The sequence below is a fragment of the Labrys sp. F242 genome, assembly GCF_057813875.1.
In genome coordinates, this window is the sequence record NZ_JBVASG010000011.1 from 41817 (window position 1) to 61550 (window position 19734).

Genomic DNA, 19734 nt, shown 5'->3' on the forward strand with positions numbered 1-19734 from the left:
ATGATGTCAGCCCATTTGCTCAAGGACCTCAAGGGCCTGCGGGTTCAGGTCATACACCCTCCCGACGCGCAGGGGGTGACACTGGTCGAACACCTGCGCCGTATCGGATGCAGCTGTGAGATCACGTGGCCGTTGCCGCAGGCAATCAGCTCGACGGCCGTCGTCGTCTTGGTCTCCATCGAGCAAGAAAATCGCGATAAGATCCTGCGGCTTTTCAGGCCTGTCGAACCCTCTGATCCTGCCGTGTTGGCGGTCGTCTCCTTCGAGGATCCCAGTACCCTGCAGGTGGTGCTCGAATGCGGTGCGCTGGCGGTGATTGAGCGGCCCATTCGTCCCTTTGGATTGCTCACCAATTTGATCATAGCTCGGTCTCTCTGGATGGAGCGCCAGAGCGCGGCCAAGAGGATACGCAAGCTCGAACGCAAGGTGGCCGGTAATAACAGGATCCTGCGAGCGAAGACTATTCTCATGGAAACACAAGGGCTTAGCGAGCCGGAAGCCTATGAGAGCATCCGCAAGCAGGCGATGGGCAAGCGCGTGGCGATGGACGATGTAGCCGCTGCAATTATCAATGCCTATGAGCTCTTGACGTTTAAAGAAAGACATGCCTAGTATGAAACTTAGTTGACGTCCGGTGAAACGGCGTCATTGTTGGTGCAGGACAGTGTCGTCCGCACCATTTGGCTGGGTAGCCCGCAAACTCCTGTTCGGAGGTGGCGGGTTTTTTTGTTTTGGTTAGGCCGACAAGGCTGTTGGCCTCCCTGTCCTACCGTATCGGCGACACTGAGCATGTTCGAGCCGGAGCATGCGAGGCGATGCTTTCATATCCTCATCCGAAATACTTTTGTCCAAGCACGGTGCTTGGGCTCGTGCCCGCTTGCGCGGTCGAGTTCGACTGAAAAAGAGGAGTTCATTTCATCGTTTTTCGATCGCGGTCTTTCTCCGAATCCGGAGCTTTCGTCCGCGACGACCGCGGTGCGCTCAGGCGCCCGCATGACTTCCGAATGATCCTGCACGGCCGCGAGGGGCGGCACGAAGACAAGGACGCGCACATCGAGGCGCAGAGGAGGGGTAATGAACGACAAGACAAGGCGCACCTTTCTCAAGGTGGGCGGATTGGCAGCTATGGGACTGGCCGCGCCAGCCCTTCTGCGGCTGGGCGATCGGGCCTGGGCAGCCGGAGAGGTGCCGGTTGGCATCATGTATTCGCTCACGGGCACGACGGCGATCGTCGAGAAATCGATGAATCAATGCGCCCAGATGGCAATCGCCGAGATTAATGCCAAAGGAGGCGTGCTCGGTAAGCAATTGCGTCCGGTGATCGAAGATCCAGCTTCCGAACCTCGCACCTACAGCGAAAAGGCGCGCAAGCTGGTGATGGAAGACCAGGTACCCGTCATATTCGGTTGCTACACCACCGCCAGCCGCAAGGCGGTGTTACCCGTGGTCGAGCGTCGCAAGGGCCTGCTGGTGTGGCCGACCTGGTATGAAGGGGAAGAGTGCTCCAAGAACGTACTCTATGCCGGATCGGCTGTCCCAAATCAGCAACTCGAGAATTCTCTGCCGTGGCTGAAGAAGAAACTGGGGCGCAGCAAACTATTCATTGTCGGCTCCGACTATGCCTTTCCCCGAGGCATGGCCAAGACTTCGAAAACGATTTGCCAGAAGATCGGCATGGACGTGGTCGGCGATGAATATCTCCCGCTCGGGCACACCGAATGGGCGTCGATGGTGTCCAAGATCGGGGCCAGCGGGGCTGATGTGATCTTCTCCAATGTCGTCGGGGATTCGATCGTTGCCTTCTATCGCGAGCTGCGCAATCAGGGCTACAGCTTCGATAAGCTGCCTTTGTGTTCGTCGACGACGACCGAAGTCGAAATCAAGGCAATGGGGCCTGAATATGCCCTCGGCAGCTACGTTTCCCTGCCCTATTTCCAGACTGTCGAAACACCGCAGAACCAGGCATTCGTGAAGGCTTTCAAAGCCTATGCCGGCGCTGACGCGGTAACCCATGCGGCGATGGAGGCTGTCTATATCGGCGTTCACATGTGGGCGATGGCGGCGGAAAAGGCCGGCGAATTCACAGCCAAGGGCGTGACTTCGAGCATCGGCGGCATGTCCTTCGAGGCACCGCAGGGCAAGGTCACGATCGACCCGCAGAACCTTCATAGCTACCTGACGCCGCGGATCGGCAAGACGAGGGCCGATGGCCTGCTCGACATCGTCGATCAATATCCCGAACCGCTACTGCCTCTACCCTATTCCAGCGTCGGGGAAAGCGCGGAAAAGCGTATCTGCACCACAAGCGGCGCATCGCTCTAACGCATCATTGGCCGGAAGCAAGGCCGGTGCAGAACCTGCACTGGCTGCCGGCAACCTGCGATCGGGTTTGAGATGGAAACCTTCGTCATCGGACTGAGCATCGGGTCCATCCTGTTCATGGTCGCGCTTGGCCTTGCGATCATCTACGGCACCATGAAAGTCATCAATCTCGCCCATGGCGAGATGGTGATGATCGGGGCCTATGTCACCGTGCTGGCAACCCGGCATCTGGGCTTGAACATTTACCTGTGCCTGCCTCTGGCATTCATCGTCACGGCGATTTTCGGGCTCGTCATCGAGCGCACGGTCGTCAGCCACCTCTATGGGCGCCTGCTCGACACCTTGCTGGCGACCTGGGGTATTGCGCTCATTCTCCAGCAGCTCATCCGCATCCATTTCGGGCTGGCCCTGTTCGGGGTCACCATCGATGGACTTGGGTCCGATCTGCAGAATGTTCCGGTTCCTGCCGAATTGCAGCGGACATGGCATTTGCTCGGCGCAAACATACCGGTCTATCGGGCCTTCGTTTTTGGTGTCGCTGCGCTTCTGGGAGCCCTGACCTGGTGTCTCCTCTACCGAACACGCTTCGGTAGCCAGCTAAGGGCCGTGTCGGTCGCAAGGAACACGGCAGCCGCCTGCGGTGTCAACGACAAGCGGGTCAATGCACTCGCCTTTGCCTATGGCTGCGGACTTGCCGGGATAGCGGGTGTCCTGGTTTCCGGGTTCAAGACGGTATCCCCGGATATGGGAACCTCCTATGTCGTCGATGCTTTTCTCGTAGTGGTTGCCGGAGGGGTGGGCCAGTTGCTGGGCACCTTTGCTGCCGCCGGAATGCTTGGCGAGGTCCAGAGCTTCGTCGCCACCTGGCTCAATGATGTGTATGGCCGTACCGTCCTGTTTGTCGTGGTCATCCTCATCCTGCTGTTCAAGCCTCAAGGTCTGTTCGTGACCAAGAGCCGCTGACCCCCACGATCATGGATGAGCGCATGACATACCGAAATATTTCCATTGCCGCCTACATAGTGTTCTTCGCGGTGGTATTCGCCCTGCCGTTCCTGCTCAGCAGCTTTTGGACCAACCGGGTTGCAACCTATCTCGTCTACGCAATCTGCGCCGTCGGTATAAGCCTGGCTTGGGGATACACGGGAATACTCAGTCTGGGCCAGGGCCTTTTCTTCGGGATGGGCGCCTATATGCTGGCAATGTCGCTCACGCTGGCCGCGCCGGAAAACAACCCGGTGCCGGAGCTCATGTTGCTCAATATGCAGCCAGACGCCGTGCGCGACCTGTGCTGCGTGACTCCCGGCTCTTTTCTCTGGATCCCGTTCAGATGGCTCGCGATCGGGGTGATGGCAGGATTGTTGGTGCCGTGCGCCCTGGCTGCGGGGCTTGGCTATGTCATGTTCAAGCGGCGGACGACGGGCGTCTATGTCAGCATCATCACCTTGGCGTTTGCCCTGATCGGACAGTTGCTGGTGATCAACAATCAGCCCTTGACGGGCGGCTTCAATGGCCTGGCCAATTTTGCGGCCTTGACGATTGCCGGTTTTGAATTCGATCCCTACGGACCCAGTGTCTACTATGCCGTCGCCGGTGTGCTGTTCCTGGTCGTGCTCGGGCTGCGCCTGCTCCTTTCCGCCAGGATCGGACAGATTCTCAAGGCCATCCGCGAGGACGAGGCGCGTGCCCGCTATCTGGGCTATGACGTCGAGAGCTACAAATTGTTCGTGTTCTGCCTCTCGGCCATCATTGCGGGGCTGGCCGGCATGTTGTTTACGCTCACGGCAGAGTTCGCTTCGCCCTCCCTGATGGCGACCTCCTTCAGCATCTCGATGGTGATCTGGGCAGCAACGGGCGGACGGGCGTCGCTGCTCGGGGCCTGCATCGGCGCCTTGCTGGTGAACTTCGTCGGGTCCTACGCCAGCGAGAATGCGGTGTTTCAGCCGGTTTGGCCGATCATCCTGGGCGGATTGTTCGTTTTCGTGGTGCTGGTGATGCCCAACGGTATTGCGGGCGTCATCAAGGCGTGGCTCGAACGTTCACCTCGCAAGCGTGCCTCCGGGCGGGAGGCCTATCCATGAACGCCGTGACCAGAATAGCGGCCGCACAATCGAAGGCTACCAAACCGCCTATTCTCATGACTCGCCAACTCACCGTCCGCTTCGATGACTTTCCGGCAGTGAGCAATGTCGACCTGTCCATCGAAGACGGTGAACTCAGGGTCATTATTGGCGCAAACGGCGCCGGCAAGTCGACGCTGCTCGATCTGTTGTGCGGAAAGGTATTGCCGTCCGAAGGAGAGATCTGGCTGAACGACCGCAACATTACCGGCATTGGTGAGGCCGCGATTGCGCGCAGTGGTGTCGGGCGGAAATTCCAGACGCCAACCGTCTTCAAGGAAATGACGGTGCTCGAGAACCTGCAGATAGCAAGCAACCGGTACGTCAAGGTTCGCGACAATTTGTTTCGGCGCTTCTCACGCCGGCCGACCGACAGGGAGTTGGCGGTCGCCGACCGAACGGGGCTGACCTCCTTCATGATGCGCCGGGCTGGGGAATTGTCCCACGGACAACTTCAATGGCTGGAACTCGCCATGGTCCTCAGCCAGGATCCCAAGGTCATTCTTCTCGACGAGCCAGCGGCGGGAATGACAGCCGCCGAAACCGACAAGACGGCCGAACTCCTGCTGTCGCTGGCCGGTGAACACACCGTGCTCGTCATCGAACACGACATGGCGTTCGTTCGCAGGATCTGCCGCACCATTACCGTTCTCCATCAAGGCGCGGTCCTGGCGGAGGGAACGGCAGACGACATCGAAAAGAATCCCGCTGTCATTGAAGCCTATCTCGGTTCGGCGACGCTCAGCCATGCTTAAGATCAGCCACGTCAATGCCTTCTACGGCACGAGCCACATCATCCACGATCTCGACCTGGAGATCCGCAAGGGCGAGACCTTCTGCCTCCTGGGGAGGAACGGTGTCGGCAAGACCACATTGCTGCGCAGTCTTCTTGGAATCGGGGTACGCACCACGGGCAGCATCCAATTTCAGGGCAGCGAAATCAGCCAGTCTCTGACCCATGACCGTGCTCGGCGCGGAATTGGCTACGTGCCGCAAGGGCGGGAAATCGTTCCCGGCATGAGCGTTCTCGACAACATCCTTCTGGGCTGCAATGCACGTACCGACGGCAAGGTCGAGGTGCCGCCGCTGGTGTGGAGCCTCTTTCCATTCCTGAAGGACCATCTCGGCCGTCGCGGAACCAATTTGTCGGGTGGCCAGCAGCAGCAGCTGGCCATCGCTCGCGCTCTCGCCACCGATCCAAGTCTCCTGGTCCTGGACGAGCCCACCGAGGGCATCCAGCCCAACATCGTCGAGGACATCGAGAGAGCGATCATCGCCCTCAACCGCGATCATGGCCTGACGATCATCCTGGTCGAACAGAAGATCCGCTTTGCTCGAACGGCGGCCCACCGCTTCGCCATCCTCGAAAAGGGGCGTGTCGCGGCGGCCGGACCGACCAGCGAACTCACCCAAGAAGTCGTCCATCGACACATGAGCCTGTAGCGCATCGCAAGGACAGGCGCTGCAACCAGACAATGGGAGGAACCCAGCATGCTTCGCATCGAGAGCCTTGTCGGCGCCAGCACGGATCCCGGCCTGCATGAGCATCTTCATCATCTCGAACATCACGGTGATCTGGAAGTGGTCAAGATCGCGGTCGGAGATCTCGATCGTCGACGCCTGCTCGCCCGGACCGAACGTGGTGAAGAACTCGCTATCGCGCTTCCGAGAGACCAGAAGCTGTTCGACGGGGCCGTGCTGCTCATGGAAGCGAAGAGAGCCATCGTCGTCAAAGCCGGCGAACAGCGCTGGCTCAGGCTTTCACCGCGTGCTGCCGAAGAGGCGCTGGAACTTGGATATCATGCCGGCAATCTGCATTGGCGCGTGCGTTTCGAGGGCAGGGACCTGCTGGTGTCGCTGGATGGCCCGGCCGCCGATTATATCGCGCGCATAGAACCGCTGGTTAGGAGCGGGCGTGTTCTCGCGGCTGAAGAGCAGCAATGAACACGGCCGATCCGGAGCAATTGCTGGTGGCTCTGCAGCACGCCGACAGCCAGTTCCCGTCGGGGGGCTTTGCCTTCTCACAGGGACTGGAAGCCTCCGCCCTTTTGAGAGAGATGCTGGGCGGTTGGGACCTGGCCGAGTTCGTGCTTACCCAGCTCCGCCATCGCTGGGCCGGCGCCGATCGCGTCGCCTTGATCAGGGCCCATCGTTGTGCAGGCGAATTGTCGAGCGTTACCGAATTGGATCTCGAAGTCGAGGCGTCGACCTTCGTGGAAGGCCTCAGGATCGGTTCGCGTCGCAACGGCATGGCGCTGCTGACGACCCACGCGCGTATCGCCACGTCCAGAGCGTCGGACTATCGAACCTTGGTGCGTGACGGTTCCGCCTGCGGGCACCTGGCAGTCGTGCAGGGCCTGCTCTGGGGGGTGATCGGGCTCGACGAAACCGCGGCTGCATCGATGAGCGGCTATCAGGCTGCCGCATCGCTTAGCACCGCCGCGATCAGATTGGGCCTGATCGGCGCCATCGAGGCGCAGGCCATCCTCACCTCGGCCCTGCCGGTCATTGCTGCCATTTGCCGGGAACCGGTGGCTGCCAACGAGCCGATCCGTTCATTCAATCCGCTGACTGAAATCGCCGTCGCCTTTCAACGCGATGGCGGTCAGCGGCTGTTCTCCAATTAGCCCGATCAAGGAGGGAGCGCATTCATGTTGCTGACACCCACTGAATTGGAACGCCTCACCATCTTCACGGCCGCAGAACTCGCCCGCAAACGACGCGCCAAAGGTCTCAGGCTCAATTATCCGGAAGCCGTGGCCCTGATTTCCGACGAGATCCTCGAGGGTGCGCGCGAGGGGCGCTCTGTGGCGGAAATGATGGCGTTGGGGTCGCAAATTCTCACGCAGGACGATGTCATGTCAGGCGTAGCCGCGATGCTCCCCATGTTGCAGGTGGAGGCGACCTTCAAGGATGGCACCAAGCTCGTCACGGTTCACGACCCCCTGCGCCCCGCGCCCGACGGTCCTCACGACACGTTTGAGCCGGGAGAAATCGTCAGCGAAGAAGGCGAAATCGAGCTCAATGCCGGCCGGGAAAAGCGGTCGCTTCGGGTGGTCAACACGGGTGACCGTCCCGTGCAGATCGGCTCCCATTACCATTTCTTCGAGGTCAACCGGGCACTGGAATTCGACCGCGCCGCCGCCTTCGGCATGCGCCTCGACATCGCGGCCGGTACGGCGGTGCGCTTTGAACCTGGACAGGAAAGGGAAGTGGAACTCACCACCTTTGGCGGCAGCCAGACGCTCTCCGGGCTGAACGCGTTGTCCAATGGCTCGGCCCGGGATCCCAAAGTCAAAGAGGCTGCCCTGGAACGCGCCCGCGGCGCTGGCTTTCGTGGCGCTTGAAAAGGAGAAGACAGATATGGCCTCTCTCTCCCGGCGCGATTATGCCGCGATGTATGGACCAACCCTGGGCGACGGTTTCCGGCTGGGTGACACCTCGCTCATCGCCGTGGTCGAGAAGGACTACGCCACCTATGGCGACGAATGTCTCCACGGTGGGGGAAAGACATTGCGCGATGGTGCGGGTCTTGCTGCGGGTGTGACCAGCGCCGAAGGGGCGCTGGACTTTCTCTTGTGCAACGTCACCGTGATCGATGCCGTGCTCGGGATCGTCAAGGGCGATCTCGGCATCAAGGAAGGGCGCATTGTCGGCATCGGCAAGGCCGGCAATCCAGCGATCATGGACAATGTCGATCCTCGTCTGATCGTTTCGGCGGCGACGACGGTGCGCGATTGCGAGGGCCTCATTGCCACGGCCGGGGCGCTCGATGTCCATGTTCATTTCGACAGCGCCCAGCTTTGCGAACACGCAATCGCCTCGGGCATCACCACGATGCTGGGCGGTTCGCTCGGGCCCATCACCGTCGGCATCGATTGCGGCGGCGCCTTCAATGTCGGCAAGATGCTGCAGGCCGCCGAACAATGGCCGATCAATTTCGGTTTCCTCGGCCGTGGCAATTCGCACAAGCCCGCCTCGCTGATCGAGCAGATCGAAACGGGATGTCTCGGCCTCAAATTGCATGAGGATTGGGGCACGATGCCCGCCTCCATCGATACCTGCCTGTCGGTCGCCGACGATATGGACTTTCCTGTCCAAATTCATACCGACACGCTGAACGAGTCCGGCTTCCTGGAAGATACCCTTGCAGCCATCAAGGAGCGCACCATCCACATGTACCACACCGAAGGTGCGGGAGGCGGTCATGCGCCCGACATCATCCGCGTCGCCGGTGTGCCATGGTGCCTTCCATCTTCCACCAATCCCACCAATCCCTACACGGTCAACACCTTCGACGAACATCTCGATATGACGATGGTGTGCCATCATCTCAACCCGTCCATACCCGAGGACGTGGCCTTCGCGGAAAGCCGCATCCGGGCGCAGACGATCGCCGCCGAAGACGTCCTGCACGATATCGGCGCGATATCGATGCTGGGATCCGACAGCCAGGGCATGGGCCGCATCAACGAGGTCATCTGCAGGACCTGGCAGCTCGCCGACAAGATGAAGCAGCAAAGAGGGCGCCTGCCCGAGGAGAAGACGCGTCTTGGCGACAATGAGCGGATCAAACGCTACGTCGCGAAATACACCATCAATGCGGCACGCACCTTTGGCATCGCAGACCATGTCGGTTCGCTCGAGGACGGCAAGATCGCGGATATCGTGATTTGGCGCCCGGCCTTCTTTGGCATCAAGCCCGAACTGGTCATCAAGGGCGGTTTCATAGCCTGGGGCGCGATGGGGGACAGCGCGGCCTCGCTGATGACCTGCGAACCTCTCTTGTTGCGTCCGCAATGGGGAGCGTTCGGACGGGCCAAACAGGCCTTGTCGGCCTGTTTCGTCAATCCAGCCGCAATCGACCGTGGGCTGGCCTCCACGCTCGATTTGAAGAAGGCGCTGTTGCCCTCCCGGGGATCGAGGCAACTGTCCAAGAAGGACATGCTCCATAACGACGTCTGCCCCCAGATACGTGTCGATCCCCAGACCTTCGATGTCTTTGTCGATGGCGAGCTTGCCACATGTGAGCCGGCGCGGGAGCTGCCGCTGGCACAACGCTATATGCTGAGGTGACGCCATGGACGCGACATATCTATTGAAGGATCGGCCATCGACCCGCGTGGGCGCTGCCCGGGTTGGCATTGGCGGGCCGGTCGGGTCGGGCAAGACGGCGCTTATCGAACAGCTGATCCCTGCCTTTGCGGCAAGAGGTGTCTCGCTGGCGGTCGTCACCAACGATCTCGTGACGGCGGAAGATGCCGAGCGTCTGCGGCGTTCCGGCCTGATCGATCCGGCGAGGGTTGCGGCTGTCGAGGCCGGGGCGTGTCCGCACACGGTCATTCGGGAAGATCCCACTCTCAACATTGCCGCCGCCGACGAGCTGGAGCTGCTCTTTCCCGATGCCGAACTGATCCTGATCGAGAGCGGCGGCGACAATCTGGCCTCCACCTTCTCGCTGGACCTCGTCGATTGGTGGATGTTCGTCATCGACGTCGCCGGTGGCGACGACATTCCCCGCAAGAATGGCCCGGGCGTGCTCAAATGCGATCTGCTGGTGATCAACAAGAGCGATCTGGCTCCCTATGTCGGTGTCGATCTCGATCGCATGACAGGCGAGGCCGCTGCCGCCCGCCGTGGTCGCCCCCTGGTGCTGACCAATTGCCGCAAAGCCGAGGGCATCGATGCAATTGTCGATCGTATTCTGGCCGAAGTGTTGTTCCGATGACGCAGCATTGGCAGCCTCAAGCATTGCATCTCGACCCGGGCTTGCGGACAATGGCCGAGTCCCGCGGCCGCTTCGAACTGGATTTCGTTCGCCACGGCGCACGAACGACGCTTGCACGCCAATTTGTCTCCTACCCTTTTCATTTGACCCGGCCCTTTCGGCTGGATCCAGACATTCCGTCGCTACTCACGCTCTACCAGCAATCGTCATCCGGCGGCCTTTATCGAGGGGAGCGGCTCTCCTGCCGATTTCGCGTTGCAGCAGGTGCCGCCGCCCATATAACGACCCAAGCTGCCACGATCGTCCATGACTGCCAGGGCCAGCCCGCTCGTCAGAATACCGCCATCCGGGTCGAGAGCGGCGGTTTCCTGGCCTATGCGCCTGACCCGCTCGTGCTCTTTCCTGGTGCGTTTTTTGCAGCCGGGCTGGAGGCTAGCCTGGCCGATGACGCAGTCCTGTTCCTTTGCGATGCTTTCAGCATACATGACCCCAGGGCCGAAGGGCGCTGTTTCGATCGGCTCAGTTCGGACGTGGTGATCCGGGATCGTGGCGGAAGGCTGGCCGTGCGGGACTGCTTCCAGCTCGTCGGCGATGCGCTACGCGATCGGGCTTCTCCGATGGGCCGCTGGCAGGTCATGGCAAGCTATCTCATTCTCGGGCCCTCCTCCCGTCTGCCGTCCCAAGCCGACCTGCAGAACTCGCATGTCGAGGGCGGCTCGATCATTGGTGTGAGTGCGCTCCCCAATGTGGCCGGCTGGGGCATTCGCTGCCTTGCCGCAGATGCGATTGCGGCTCGTAAGGCCTCCGATCGGCTGTTCTCACTGTGTTGCCAAGCCGTATTCGGCCATTCGCCCATGCCCCGGAGAAAATAACGCCTCGGGGACGTTGACTGATTTTATAAAGGAGACATGCCCATGAAATCCCGGTGCACCGCCCCATTGCTTGCCGCGATCCTTGTTGGCGCCATGACAGCCACGGCCAATGCCCATACGGGTGTTGGAGCGACCAGCGGGCTCGCGCATGGTTTCCTTCATCCTGTCAGTGGACCGGATCATGTCCTGGCCATGGTCACTGTCGGCCTGTTTGCTGCCCAATTGGGCGGGCGGGCAATCTGGCTCGTACCCCTGAGTTTTGTCTGCGTCATGGCATTCGGCGGCGCCTTGGGGCTTGTTGGCGTGACCTTGCCGTTCGTTGAACTGGGCATTGGTCTTTCCGTGGTGGTGCTGGGCGCGATCGTTGCTTTGCGATTGCGTGCTGCCATACCCGTGGCGATGGCCCTTGTCGGCTTTTTTGCGATCTTTCATGGGTATGCGCATGGAGCCGAGATGCCAGAAAATGTCGGAGGCTTCACCTATGGCGTGGGTTTCGTGCTTGGAACGGCTTTGCTGCATGCAATTGGCGTGGGAACGGGCCTTGCAATCGGCAATCTGCGGGAGGGGCGGGGCGAGCTCATGGTTCGTTCCACGGGCGCTCTCATCGCAATTGCCGGCGTCGTTCTTCTCGGCGGTCTGGCTTAGACAGCCATGCGCGTCGCCGTTACCAAAGTTCTGATCACCGTCATCCATGGGCGTGACAAAGGCCCAGGCTATATCGGCCTGAGCCAATTGCTTCTTCCATGGATGAATTTGCAGCACCATTCGATCGGGAGGGTCGGTTGTCAATCAGGAGAAAGAAGGAACGCCTTCCGGTTGTAATTGGACGAGAACTGCGAGCCTGCAGAGAACGCGAGGGAATTTCGGCCGTCGACTTGGCTCGTGCAGCACGGATATCGGGGGGGACACTGTCAAAAATCGAGCATGGCACCATTACGGCGTCGCTGACAATTATACAGTCCCTCTCTCGAATTCTTGGCGTCTCTCTCTCCACGCTGATGCGGCGCGCCGAACAGCATCGAAGCGCCATATTCGTAAGGCGAGATCACGCGACTTCTCCCGTAAATCGTAATCTACTTGAGACGCGTGCAAGTTATCTACTTGGTGAAATCAAGAATGATTCAAGTCATTTTCAATTAAATTCATCTATAATTCTCTTGGAAGATTGTGGTATTGGTTTCGAATTGGTGCAAAAGAAGGGAAATTTCCTCGTTTATGTGCTGGAAGGGGAGATGATATATCGGCATGATACAAAGTATTATGCATTGACACCAGGAGATAGTTTATTCTTTGATGCGAGCTGGTTGCATGGACCGGATCGTGTTGTCAGTGGCCCAGCAATATTTTTGCAGGTACATTCCAATTTTGTAATATAACTTTTGATTTTTCATTCGGATTTGACAATTTTACCTTGGTATAAAAATTGATATGTTGGATTATTTGGCCAAAAATTCTTTATGCATCGTAATATTGTAATTTTAATTTGGAATTAAGCTACCGGTCGATACTTTTTGTCTTTTATGCCCAATATCTACTCAACAATGAGGTTCGCCGGGGCGGCTAAGCATGACTACGTCATGCTGGAGGCGACAAGGCCGCGGGCCTCGCAAGGGTTCTTCCGCATGGGTGCTTAATAGGTAACGCGGACTCGGCTCGTAAGACCATTGGGATCGGCAAGCGGGACTGTCAGGAATTTCGTGCGTAGGTTGCTGCTTGACCGTCGGGCCGCCATGGCCCCGATGAACCACTCCCTGAAGAGTGCGACGAGTTGAGCTTGGAACATAGCCGCTCATGGGCTGGGCTCTCTTAAAGGCGAGTTACCCGACCAAGACGGATATAGTGGTCCACGAGGGTCTTTTCTGCAGAAAAAGGATGCCACTTCCACCCTTGGTGGGTAAAGCCGGTGAGAATGACAGGAAGGTCCGGGAAACGTCGGAGAACATAGTGGAGGGCAAGCATTCCGCTGCTCGGTACCACATAGCGCGGGGGGCCAAAATCCGCCAGATTGCGGTCGACTTCATCATGGATACTGTGATCAAAAACGACAAAATTCTTGCCAAGGGCGGCGGAATAGGCGGCGAACCTCGATGTGTGATCGTCGCAAAAGTCAGCAAGGCCGGGCCACTGATCTATGATGGAATCCCTTAATTCGAGAAATTTGGCTGGATTGCGCACGCACCAAAATTCGCGGGCCTCGCGGATCGCCAGATGGGATCGCCATTTGGCAGAGGTCGCCAACGAGCGGCCGGATCGGCCGGTATTGCAGACGGCTACGGCATGTGTAGGGCCCGGTAGCTCGCCATAAGACCGGCAGTCGTTGAACCGGACAACGAAGTTGGCCTGATCGATAAGGGACACGGCGTCAGGAGAGATGGGACCGTTGCCAACCAAGAGGATCATGCAGCAGCCAAATAAGACCGTAGCGCCCGACGACCGGGAACACGATAGCGCGAACTCACAGGATTGTGTCGCAAATTCACGGATGGAACGCAAACGCGTTTTCACCAGACACGTTTCAGAGAAACCACTTCGCGGTCGGAAGGCCTTGGTGCTCGGCCACCTCAAAGTCCGCCATGTCTCCGATGCGGACCCAAGCCGTGCCCAGCCTCAAATCGACTGCCAGCGCAGCGACAGTCTGGGATCGAAATGGTTCACATGATGCGGAAACGGCAGGCGAGGTATGCCTGTGATCCGGTGCGACTGCTCGCCAATCGGTTCGAATTCCTCGCTGACCGAATACCGTATCCGATGGCCTTTTTGTCCAAGCACGCGTTTGCGACGCAGCTCATTGGTTGGATGGCGCCGAACGAGCAACAAAATGCGGCCATAATCGAGGTATCATTTTCGCTGGCGCTTACCTGGGGCAAAGTGAAGTGGGGATGGAAGGCGCACCGAGTTCGTTTGGACTCAAGCTTGGCTTCCAACAGAAGAGTTCCCCCATGCGTAATCTTGCCCTCATGTTGACGGGAGCAGCCCTTGGCGCTCTCGGCACGGTCGCGCTGACGCAATCCCCTGTTTCCTTTGTCGGCCGTGCCCAGGCGTCCCTGGCGGATAGCTACAAGCAGCTCAACCTGTTCGGCGACGTGTTCGAGCGGGTGCGTTCGGATTATGTCGAGCAGCCCGAGGATGGCAAGCTGGTGGAAGCGGCCATCAACGGCATGCTGACCTCGCTCGATCCGCATTCGAGCTATATGGATGCCAAGAGCTTCCAGGACATGCAGGAGCAGACCAAGGGCGAGTTCGGTGGCCTCGGCATCGAGGTCACCATGGAGGACAATGCTCTCAAGGTTGTATCGCCGATCGATGACTCGCCCGCCTCCAAAGCTGGAATCCTCGCGGGTGACGTGATCACTGCGCTCGATGGTGATGCGGTGCAGGGCATGGGCATGCAGCAGGCCGTCGACAAGATGCGCGGCGCCGTCAACACGCCGATCACGCTGAAGATCCTGCGAGCGGGCAAGGGAGCTCCCTTCGACGTCAAGCTCGTGCGCGACATCGTCAAGGTCGCGTCGGTGAGAGACGAGAAACTCGGCAATGATATCGGCTATATCCGCATCAGCCAGTTCACCGAGCAGACCTTCGACGGCCTGAAGAGAAGCATCGACAAGCTGAGCAAGGAAATCGGCCCGGACAAGCTCAAGGGTTTTGTCATCGACCTGCGTAACAATCCGGGCGGCCTGCTCGACCAGGCCGTATCCGTTTCCGGCGCCTTTCTGGGACGAGGAGAAGTCGTTTCGACGCGGGGACGCCAGGCCGACGACGTGCAACGCTTCACGGCGAGCGGCCCCGATCTCACCAAGGGCAAACCCATCGTGGTGCTGGTCAATGGCGGCTCGGCTTCGGCATCGGAGATCGTCGCCGGCGCCCTGCAGGACCACAAGCGCGCCACCATCCTGGGTACGCGCTCCTTCGGCAAGGGCTCGGTGCAGACCATCATTCCGCTGCAGGACAATGGCGCGCTGCGCCTGACCACGGCGCGCTATTACACCCCGTCCGGCCGCTCGATCCAGGCCAAGGGCATCGAACCGGAGATCGTGGTTCAGGAGAACGTGCCCGACGACCTCAAGGGCAGTGACCAGACCAAGGGCGAATCCGGTCTCAAGGGCCATCTGGCCAATCCGGATGCCGACAACAAGTCGGAGGAAGGCGGCTCCTCGGCCTATGTGCCCGCCAACGAGAAGGACGATACCCAGCTCAACAAGGCGATCGACCTGCTGCATGGTGCGCAGAAGAGCGCCTATTTCCCGCCGAATCCGAAGGCGGGCGTGCCGAACTGACGGGCTTTCAGCCCGACTCGGCTATCGCCTGCTCGATGGGCCGGTCCGGCAATGGCTTAAACAATGTTTTAGCGACCTCGTTTCGCTCGAAAAATTGCGCATCAATAAAATCAAGCACTTACAATCGCAGATTCAAATCAGGGGTTCCGTGCCCTGCAACCAATAGCAGAAGCCGTTGATGGAAGGAGCTGAGAGAGAGGGAGAAGCGGCAAGGCCCAGGACTCGTTGATCAGAGCCAAATGATGACGGCCGCTTCGAATCGGAAAGCTACGACGCCGCCGGATCGTTGATAATAACATGGTCGGCCGACCATGAACTGGGCCACACCTCTGCCTCGGCAGCCCCGTGGCGCATCTTGCGGCAGTAGCCGACCGGCAAATCATGCGCGATGAGGATGGGGCTCAAGCCGGATGCGGCCGCATGCGGCCCGAGCGCCGCTGCAATGCCGGTATAGCCGAGTGCCCCGTCGCACGGCACGTAAGCGCAAGCGCCGCCCATGACGACGTCGGTTGCCGGGTTGCTGCCTGGCGTGCCGACGGCGCCGACGACACAAACGACAGTCTGAAGTTCGGTCGCTCGCGCATAGGCACAGCTGAACACGCGGTAATAGCCCGAGATCAGTCCCGTCTTGGCTGGAATGAGAATCAGATCGAGGTCGAGTTTGCCGAGGCGGGCCCACAGCGACGTGAATTCCACATCGAGGCAGATCAGTATCGCAATGCGCAAGCCCGCCCACTCGATAATCTCGACGTCGGTTCCAGGCGACAGCAGCCAGCCCTGCGGGTCCATCTCGCTCGGCGTAAGGCAGAGCTTGTCCTGGCTAACCTCGCGCCCGTCCGGAAGGAAAAGCCAGGCTCGGTTCGCGTAGCGCGTACTGCCTTTCTCGTCGATGAGTGCGTGCGGCATTGTACCCGGCAGCAGGGCCACATTGTAGCGCGCTGCAAGTGGGCGCAACATGACAAGCGCTTCCACGGCTTGCGCGGCGAGCCAGGGCAACTGATCTGGCACCGTAAGCCCGGGCGGAGAGAAACTGAGCCACTGCATACAGGCGAATTCAGGCAGAGCGAGGATTTGCGGTGTGGACGACGAGAATTCCATCATCTTCGCTTCAACGAACCCGACCCAGGCCTCCAGGCTAACAGCCGATACTTCAAGATTCGTAGCCCACATCGCGACGGATAACGTGTCCATGGTCCATCTCCTGCTGTCGAACCCGAACAATTCATGCGCTGGAGTTGTTATGGCTCTGTGTGAATAATGCCGGAATTATTTCCAGTACGCCGTTATTGCTGCCGGTGCGTCATATTTGCTCGAATGACCTAGGAAAGTGATATCGGATTAATCAAGCTAGGAACATGGCAAGAACGAGTCGATGGAGGTCGATGTCGGCATATTGCCGTCCTGGCTGGCAAAGGCAGCTCTCGTCTGGTGTTCATGGACGATTTCCAATCCAGTTTTTTTGTGCAGTGCAGCAACGATATTGCTGCAGATGCGTTGTTCCCGTTGCCGTTCAATTCCGGGCGTCAAAACAGAGACAGCCACATTGCGAAAAATCTCCGATACGATCGCGCGCCTAAGCGCGTTGCACATGCAACGCTCCGTTCAAGCCCTGGACCATGGAAAGCAAGACCGCCTCAAGGTTCTGACGGACTTTGGCTCCAATTCGGGGGCGCTAAAGGGCAAATTCTACCTTCCGATCGACTTGCCAGAGAATGCGCCGCTTGTCGTCGTGCTCCATGGCTGCACCCAAAATGCCTCCGCATACGACCATCATTCCGGATGGTCTCGGCTTGCCGACGACGCCGGCTTTGCCCTGCTTTTTCCCGAGCAACAGCGTACCAACAATCCGAACCTTTGTTTCAACTGGTTTGAGCCTGGAGACACCAGGCGTAACTCCGGTGAAGCGCTCTCGATTTGGCAGATGATCGAGGCGATGGTCCTTACGCACGGAATCGATCGACAGCGCATCTTCGTCACCGGGCTTTCAGCCGGCGGCGCAATGGCGGGGACCATGCTGGCGACGTATCCGGAGGTCTTTGCTGGCGGGGCAATCATCGCAGGGTTGCCGTATGGCAGCGCGGCGACGGTCCCGGAGGCGTTCGATCGCATGCGCGGCCACGGCGGCCCGTCGGCGCAAGATCTGCAGCGGCTCCTCCATCGTGCTTCGGACCACCGTGGACCGTGGCCGAAGATATCGATCTGGCAAGGCACGGCCGACCACACGGTTGCCCCTTCCAACGCGGAAGCAATCGCCCTTCAATGGCAGGACGTGCACAGGTTGAAAAATACCCCGGCACGTTCGGAAACCACCGGTGCCCATGCAAGACATGTCTGGTGCGATGCTTCCGGTGAGGCGGTCGTCGAGATCAGGATGATCGCGGGAATGGGGCACGGAACACCCGTCGGAGATGGCTTGGGCACTCCCGGACCCTACATGCTCGATATTGGCATCTCGTCCACGCGCGAGATCGCGCGTTTCTGGGGCATCGACGCGACGCAGATAAGCGATTCGACACCATCGAAGCCCATCGTGGCTGCAACAGAAGTGCCATCACCGAGCATGCCGTCGCCGGCCGCGGAAAAGAAGATGGCGAGGCTTCCAGCCCCGTCGGACGGTGGTCTATTCACACCTCGATTGGAGACAGACCGGCGGGGTGTACGCACGATCATCGAAGATGCGCTTCGGGCATCGGGCTTGATGCGTTGATGTAGGCATCACGGTGTAAAGGCCTCGCGCGTGCTCTGCGGCTGCTGTCTGAGCCTGAACGGGCAGAGTAGGGGGCTCTTGGTTTCGATGAGCCCGCGGATGGTCGGATTGGGCCCGATCTGAAAGTCGCCGAACGTCCAGGATGCGGGCGTAGCTTCCCTGAGGCAATGGATATGCCGTGGATCAACCGATGAAGTCCACGGCATGATGCAGACCGACATGCCCCAGTCTCGCCTGGGCTGACCGGGCGCGATGTCATGGCTTGCGAACTGCTGGTCTGCCTGATGACGCCCGCTCGATCAGAGTGCATCCGACCTTGTGAATGCGGTTAGGCGACGATGTGGTCTTGTTTGCGAGTTGCCCGATGGCCCAGGCGCCCATCGGACGATGCGGAAGCTCAAGCGTGGTCAGCTGGGGCCGCAGGTGGCGTGACAGCTCGTCATCGTCATATCCGACGACGGAAAGATCATCCGGAATGCGCAATCCGGCCTCGCCGATCGCAGTAAAGCAGCCCATGGCCATTTTGTCGTTCTGGCAGAAAATGGCAGTCGGTGGCTCCTCGAGCGACAGGAGTTTCTGCGTCGCCTCGAAGCCGGATGTCGGTGTCCAGCTCCCTTCGACGACCAGCCGGCCGTCGTAAGGAAGGCCAGCCTCCGCCAGCGCCCCTCTATAGCCGGCGAGCCGATCCTGAGCCGCCTCCATGAAACTCTCTCCAACGATTGTGCCGATGCGCCTGTGCCCTTTCTTGATCAGTGAGCTGGTCGCCATTCGCCCGCCCGTCATCTCATCGGGGACCACCGCTGGAAAGCGGTCATCGTCGGTATAGCAATTGAGCAAGACCAGGGGGACGGGAAGAGTGTCAAAGGCGTGATCCAAGGAGACCCGACGTGTGAAGATCGACATATAAACGATGCCTTGCGCGCCGGCCTGCAGAAGCCGAGCCAGCGCTTTGCGCTCGTGCTCCGCCCGGCCTTGGGTTTGCGCCACGAGAATGGTCACGTCGTTTTCCCAGGACGCGTGCCGGGCGCCCTCAATGGCGTTGACCGCTTCCGGCGTTGTCGCCAACTGGTCCACAATGAAGCCGATGCAACCGCCTCGCAGGTCTTCGAGACCCGCCCGCCGGATCGGACTTCCCATTCCGTAGCCAAGGGAGCTGGCAACATTCAACACCCGCTCCCGCAGTTCGGGAGAGATCTTGATGTCAGTGACGCTGTTCAGAACGACGGATACCGTCGCCTGCGAGCAACCGGCCGCCTTCGCCACGTCCATCATCGTCACGCGCTTGGTGGTCTTCCGACTATTCACGTGTCCCCCGTTCGGACCTCGATCGTACATGAACTAATAAAGTTCGACCATTGACTAATAATTATTAGTAGCGGTAGTGTTGGAAAAATTGGGAGGAGATGGCTCCATGACCGCGCAGCCCTCGTACAAATACGACATCGCCTCTCAGGTGGCGCAACTTGCCGAGGACGGCATTATCGGACTGAAAGGGGCCTTCAGCCCCGTATGGGCTGACCACATGCGGGAAGACATGATGACGGCGTTCTGGTCAGCCATTCAAAGGCCCGGCGGCGCCGTCTGTCAAGCGAAGCGAGGATTTGACCCCTTTGGCGAAGTGAGGAACTGACCCCCTTGTCATTGCGCTGCGGTTGAAGTGGCATCAAGCGCAGATCCGGCCTTCTGCAGAAGGCCGGATCTGCGCTTT

The 19734-nt window shown here is 59.5% G+C and carries 20 protein-coding genes and 1 pseudogene; 18 read left to right on the forward strand and 3 right to left on the reverse strand.

Going from position 1 to position 19734, the window contains the following annotated elements:
• Window positions 1-3 precede the first annotated feature (3 nt).
• The 14 genes from ACZYTC_RS33930 to ACZYTC_RS33995 all read left to right on the forward strand — a co-directional run bounded on the left by ACZYTC_RS33930 (window position 4) and on the right by ACZYTC_RS33995 (window position 12418).
• The gene (locus tag ACZYTC_RS33930; RefSeq protein WP_434961339.1) at window positions 4-612 is read left to right on the forward strand and encodes an ANTAR domain-containing response regulator; all 609 of its coding nucleotides are present in this window, start codon (window positions 4-6) and stop codon (window positions 610-612) included.
• Window positions 613-1074: 462 nt separating this feature from the next.
• Window positions 1075-2322, forward strand: coding sequence for a transporter substrate-binding domain-containing protein (locus ACZYTC_RS33935; RefSeq protein ID WP_488991723.1), 1248 nt, complete (start codon window positions 1075-1077; stop codon window positions 2320-2322).
• 72 nt (window positions 2323-2394) lie between these two features.
• Window positions 2395-3285 carry an urea ABC transporter permease subunit UrtB gene (gene urtB / locus ACZYTC_RS33940; RefSeq protein ID WP_454817483.1) on the forward strand — a complete coding sequence of 297 codons (891 nt, stop codon included), beginning with the start codon at window positions 2395-2397 and terminating at the stop codon, window positions 3283-3285.
• Window positions 3286-3308: 23 nt separating this feature from the next.
• Window positions 3309-4403 (forward strand): urea ABC transporter permease subunit UrtC, encoded by a 1095-nt coding sequence (gene urtC / locus ACZYTC_RS33945; RefSeq protein ID WP_488991724.1) that lies wholly within the window; start codon window positions 3309-3311, stop codon window positions 4401-4403.
• A gap of 56 nt (window positions 4404-4459) precedes the next feature.
• The gene (gene urtD, locus ACZYTC_RS33950) at window positions 4460-5197 is read left to right on the forward strand and encodes an urea ABC transporter ATP-binding protein UrtD (protein ID WP_434961340.1); all 738 of its coding nucleotides are present in this window, start codon (window positions 4460-4462) and stop codon (window positions 5195-5197) included.
• Window positions 5190-5885, forward strand: a complete 696-nt coding sequence (gene urtE, locus ACZYTC_RS33955) for an urea ABC transporter ATP-binding subunit UrtE (protein ID WP_441773601.1) — start codon at window positions 5190-5192, stop codon at window positions 5883-5885. The genes urtD and urtE overlap by 8 nt, the downstream gene beginning before the upstream one ends.
• A gap of 48 nt (window positions 5886-5933) precedes the next feature.
• Window positions 5934-6386, forward strand: a complete 453-nt coding sequence (gene ureE, locus ACZYTC_RS33960; protein WP_454817487.1) for an urease accessory protein UreE — start codon at window positions 5934-5936, stop codon at window positions 6384-6386.
• Window positions 6383-7069: an urease accessory protein UreF gene (locus tag ACZYTC_RS33965; protein WP_488991725.1), complete on the forward strand. Its 687-nt coding sequence runs from the start codon at window positions 6383-6385 to the stop codon at window positions 7067-7069. The genes ureE and ACZYTC_RS33965 overlap by 4 nt, the downstream gene beginning before the upstream one ends.
• 24 nt (window positions 7070-7093) lie before the next feature.
• Window positions 7094-7789 (forward strand): urease subunit gamma, encoded by a 696-nt coding sequence (locus ACZYTC_RS33970; RefSeq protein ID WP_434960431.1) that lies wholly within the window; start codon window positions 7094-7096, stop codon window positions 7787-7789.
• 16 nt (window positions 7790-7805) lie between these two features.
• Entirely contained in the window at window positions 7806-9518 is a 1713-nt protein-coding gene (gene ureC / locus ACZYTC_RS33975) for an urease subunit alpha (RefSeq protein ID WP_434960432.1), read from the forward strand.
• Window positions 9519-9522: 4 nt separating this feature from the next.
• On the forward strand, window positions 9523-10170 hold the full coding sequence (ureG, locus tag ACZYTC_RS33980; RefSeq protein ID WP_434960433.1) for an urease accessory protein UreG: 648 nt from the start codon (window positions 9523-9525) through the stop codon (window positions 10168-10170).
• Window positions 10171-10220: 50 nt separating this feature from the next.
• Window positions 10221-11042: an urease accessory protein UreD gene (locus tag ACZYTC_RS33985; protein ID WP_488991726.1), complete on the forward strand. Its 822-nt coding sequence runs from the start codon at window positions 10221-10223 to the stop codon at window positions 11040-11042.
• A 42-nt stretch (window positions 11043-11084) separates the two neighbouring features.
• On the forward strand, window positions 11085-11687 hold the full coding sequence (locus ACZYTC_RS33990) for a HupE/UreJ family protein (RefSeq protein ID WP_441773606.1): 603 nt from the start codon (window positions 11085-11087) through the stop codon (window positions 11685-11687).
• 98 nt (window positions 11688-11785) lie between these two features.
• The gene (locus tag ACZYTC_RS33995; RefSeq protein ID WP_441773607.1) at window positions 11786-12418 is read left to right on the forward strand and encodes a helix-turn-helix domain-containing protein; all 633 of its coding nucleotides are present in this window, start codon (window positions 11786-11788) and stop codon (window positions 12416-12418) included.
• Between the two features lie 430 nt (window positions 12419-12848).
• On the opposite strand, the gene ACZYTC_RS34000 is transcribed toward ACZYTC_RS33995, so the two are convergent.
• Complete coding sequence (locus ACZYTC_RS34000) at window positions 12849-13442, reverse strand: Urease operon accessory protein (protein ID WP_488991727.1); 594 nt, start codon at window positions 13440-13442, stop codon at window positions 12849-12851.
• Between the two features lie 237 nt (window positions 13443-13679).
• Here ACZYTC_RS34000 and ACZYTC_RS34005 point away from each other — a divergent pair.
• Window positions 13680-13772, forward strand: a pseudogene (locus ACZYTC_RS34005) (IS6 family transposase); the annotation flags it as partial.
• Between the two features lie 209 nt (window positions 13773-13981).
• The gene (locus tag ACZYTC_RS34010; RefSeq protein ID WP_488991728.1) at window positions 13982-15319 is read left to right on the forward strand and encodes a S41 family peptidase; all 1338 of its coding nucleotides are present in this window, start codon (window positions 13982-13984) and stop codon (window positions 15317-15319) included.
• A gap of 267 nt (window positions 15320-15586) precedes the next feature.
• On the opposite strand, the gene ACZYTC_RS34015 is transcribed toward ACZYTC_RS34010, so the two are convergent.
• Window positions 15587-16510, reverse strand: a complete 924-nt coding sequence (locus tag ACZYTC_RS34015) for a nitrilase-related carbon-nitrogen hydrolase (protein ID WP_441770536.1) — start codon at window positions 16508-16510, stop codon at window positions 15587-15589.
• A 352-nt stretch (window positions 16511-16862) separates the two neighbouring features.
• On the opposite strand from ACZYTC_RS34015, the gene ACZYTC_RS34020 reads away from it, so the two are divergent.
• Window positions 16863-18026: an extracellular catalytic domain type 1 short-chain-length polyhydroxyalkanoate depolymerase gene (locus ACZYTC_RS34020; RefSeq protein WP_488991730.1), complete on the forward strand. Its 1164-nt coding sequence runs from the start codon at window positions 16863-16865 to the stop codon at window positions 18024-18026.
• Window positions 18027-18281: 255 nt separating this feature from the next.
• Here the strand turns inward: ACZYTC_RS34020 and ACZYTC_RS34025 are convergent, their stop codons facing one another.
• Window positions 18282-19298: a LacI family DNA-binding transcriptional regulator gene (locus ACZYTC_RS34025; RefSeq protein WP_488991731.1), complete on the reverse strand. Its 1017-nt coding sequence runs from the start codon at window positions 19296-19298 to the stop codon at window positions 18282-18284.
• Between the two features lie 139 nt (window positions 19299-19437).
• Between ACZYTC_RS34025 and ACZYTC_RS34030 the strand changes: the two genes are divergently transcribed.
• A complete protein-coding gene (locus ACZYTC_RS34030; protein ID WP_488991729.1) occupies window positions 19438-19656 on the forward strand; it encodes a hypothetical protein in 219 nt (72 codons plus the stop codon).
• Window positions 19657-19734 lie beyond the last annotated feature (78 nt).

Coding starts and splice junctions, on each gene's coding strand:
- ACZYTC_RS33930 (WP_434961339.1), top strand. CDS start 4: ATGTCAGCCCATTTGCTCAAGGACCTCAAGGGCCTGCGGGTTCAGGTC.
- ACZYTC_RS33935 (WP_488991723.1), top strand. CDS start 1,075: ATGAACGACAAGACAAGGCGCACCTTTCTCAAGGTGGGCGGATTGGCA.
- urtB (WP_454817483.1), top strand. CDS start 2,395: ATGGAAACCTTCGTCATCGGACTGAGCATCGGGTCCATCCTGTTCATG.
- urtC (WP_488991724.1), top strand. CDS start 3,309: ATGACATACCGAAATATTTCCATTGCCGCCTACATAGTGTTCTTCGCG.
- urtD (WP_434961340.1), top strand. CDS start 4,460: ATGACTCGCCAACTCACCGTCCGCTTCGATGACTTTCCGGCAGTGAGC.
- urtE (WP_441773601.1), top strand. CDS start 5,190: ATGCTTAAGATCAGCCACGTCAATGCCTTCTACGGCACGAGCCACATC.
- ureE (WP_454817487.1), top strand. CDS start 5,934: ATGCTTCGCATCGAGAGCCTTGTCGGCGCCAGCACGGATCCCGGCCTG.
- ACZYTC_RS33965 (WP_488991725.1), top strand. CDS start 6,383: ATGAACACGGCCGATCCGGAGCAATTGCTGGTGGCTCTGCAGCACGCC.
- ACZYTC_RS33970 (WP_434960431.1), top strand. CDS start 7,094: ATGTTGCTGACACCCACTGAATTGGAACGCCTCACCATCTTCACGGCC.
- ureC (WP_434960432.1), top strand. CDS start 7,806: ATGGCCTCTCTCTCCCGGCGCGATTATGCCGCGATGTATGGACCAACC.
- ureG (WP_434960433.1), top strand. CDS start 9,523: ATGGACGCGACATATCTATTGAAGGATCGGCCATCGACCCGCGTGGGC.
- ACZYTC_RS33985 (WP_488991726.1), top strand. CDS start 10,221: ATGGCCGAGTCCCGCGGCCGCTTCGAACTGGATTTCGTTCGCCACGGC.
- ACZYTC_RS33990 (WP_441773606.1), top strand. CDS start 11,085: ATGAAATCCCGGTGCACCGCCCCATTGCTTGCCGCGATCCTTGTTGGC.
- ACZYTC_RS33995 (WP_441773607.1), top strand. CDS start 11,786: ATGGATGAATTTGCAGCACCATTCGATCGGGAGGGTCGGTTGTCAATC.
- ACZYTC_RS34000 (WP_488991727.1), bottom strand. CDS start 13,442: ATGATCCTCTTGGTTGGCAACGGTCCCATCTCTCCTGACGCCGTGTCC.
- ACZYTC_RS34010 (WP_488991728.1), top strand. CDS start 13,982: ATGCGTAATCTTGCCCTCATGTTGACGGGAGCAGCCCTTGGCGCTCTC.
- ACZYTC_RS34015 (WP_441770536.1), bottom strand. CDS start 16,510: ATGGACACGTTATCCGTCGCGATGTGGGCTACGAATCTTGAAGTATCG.
- ACZYTC_RS34025 (WP_488991731.1), bottom strand. CDS start 19,298: ATGATGGACGTGGCGAAGGCGGCCGGTTGCTCGCAGGCGACGGTATCC.
- ACZYTC_RS34030 (WP_488991729.1), top strand. CDS start 19,438: ATGACCGCGCAGCCCTCGTACAAATACGACATCGCCTCTCAGGTGGCG.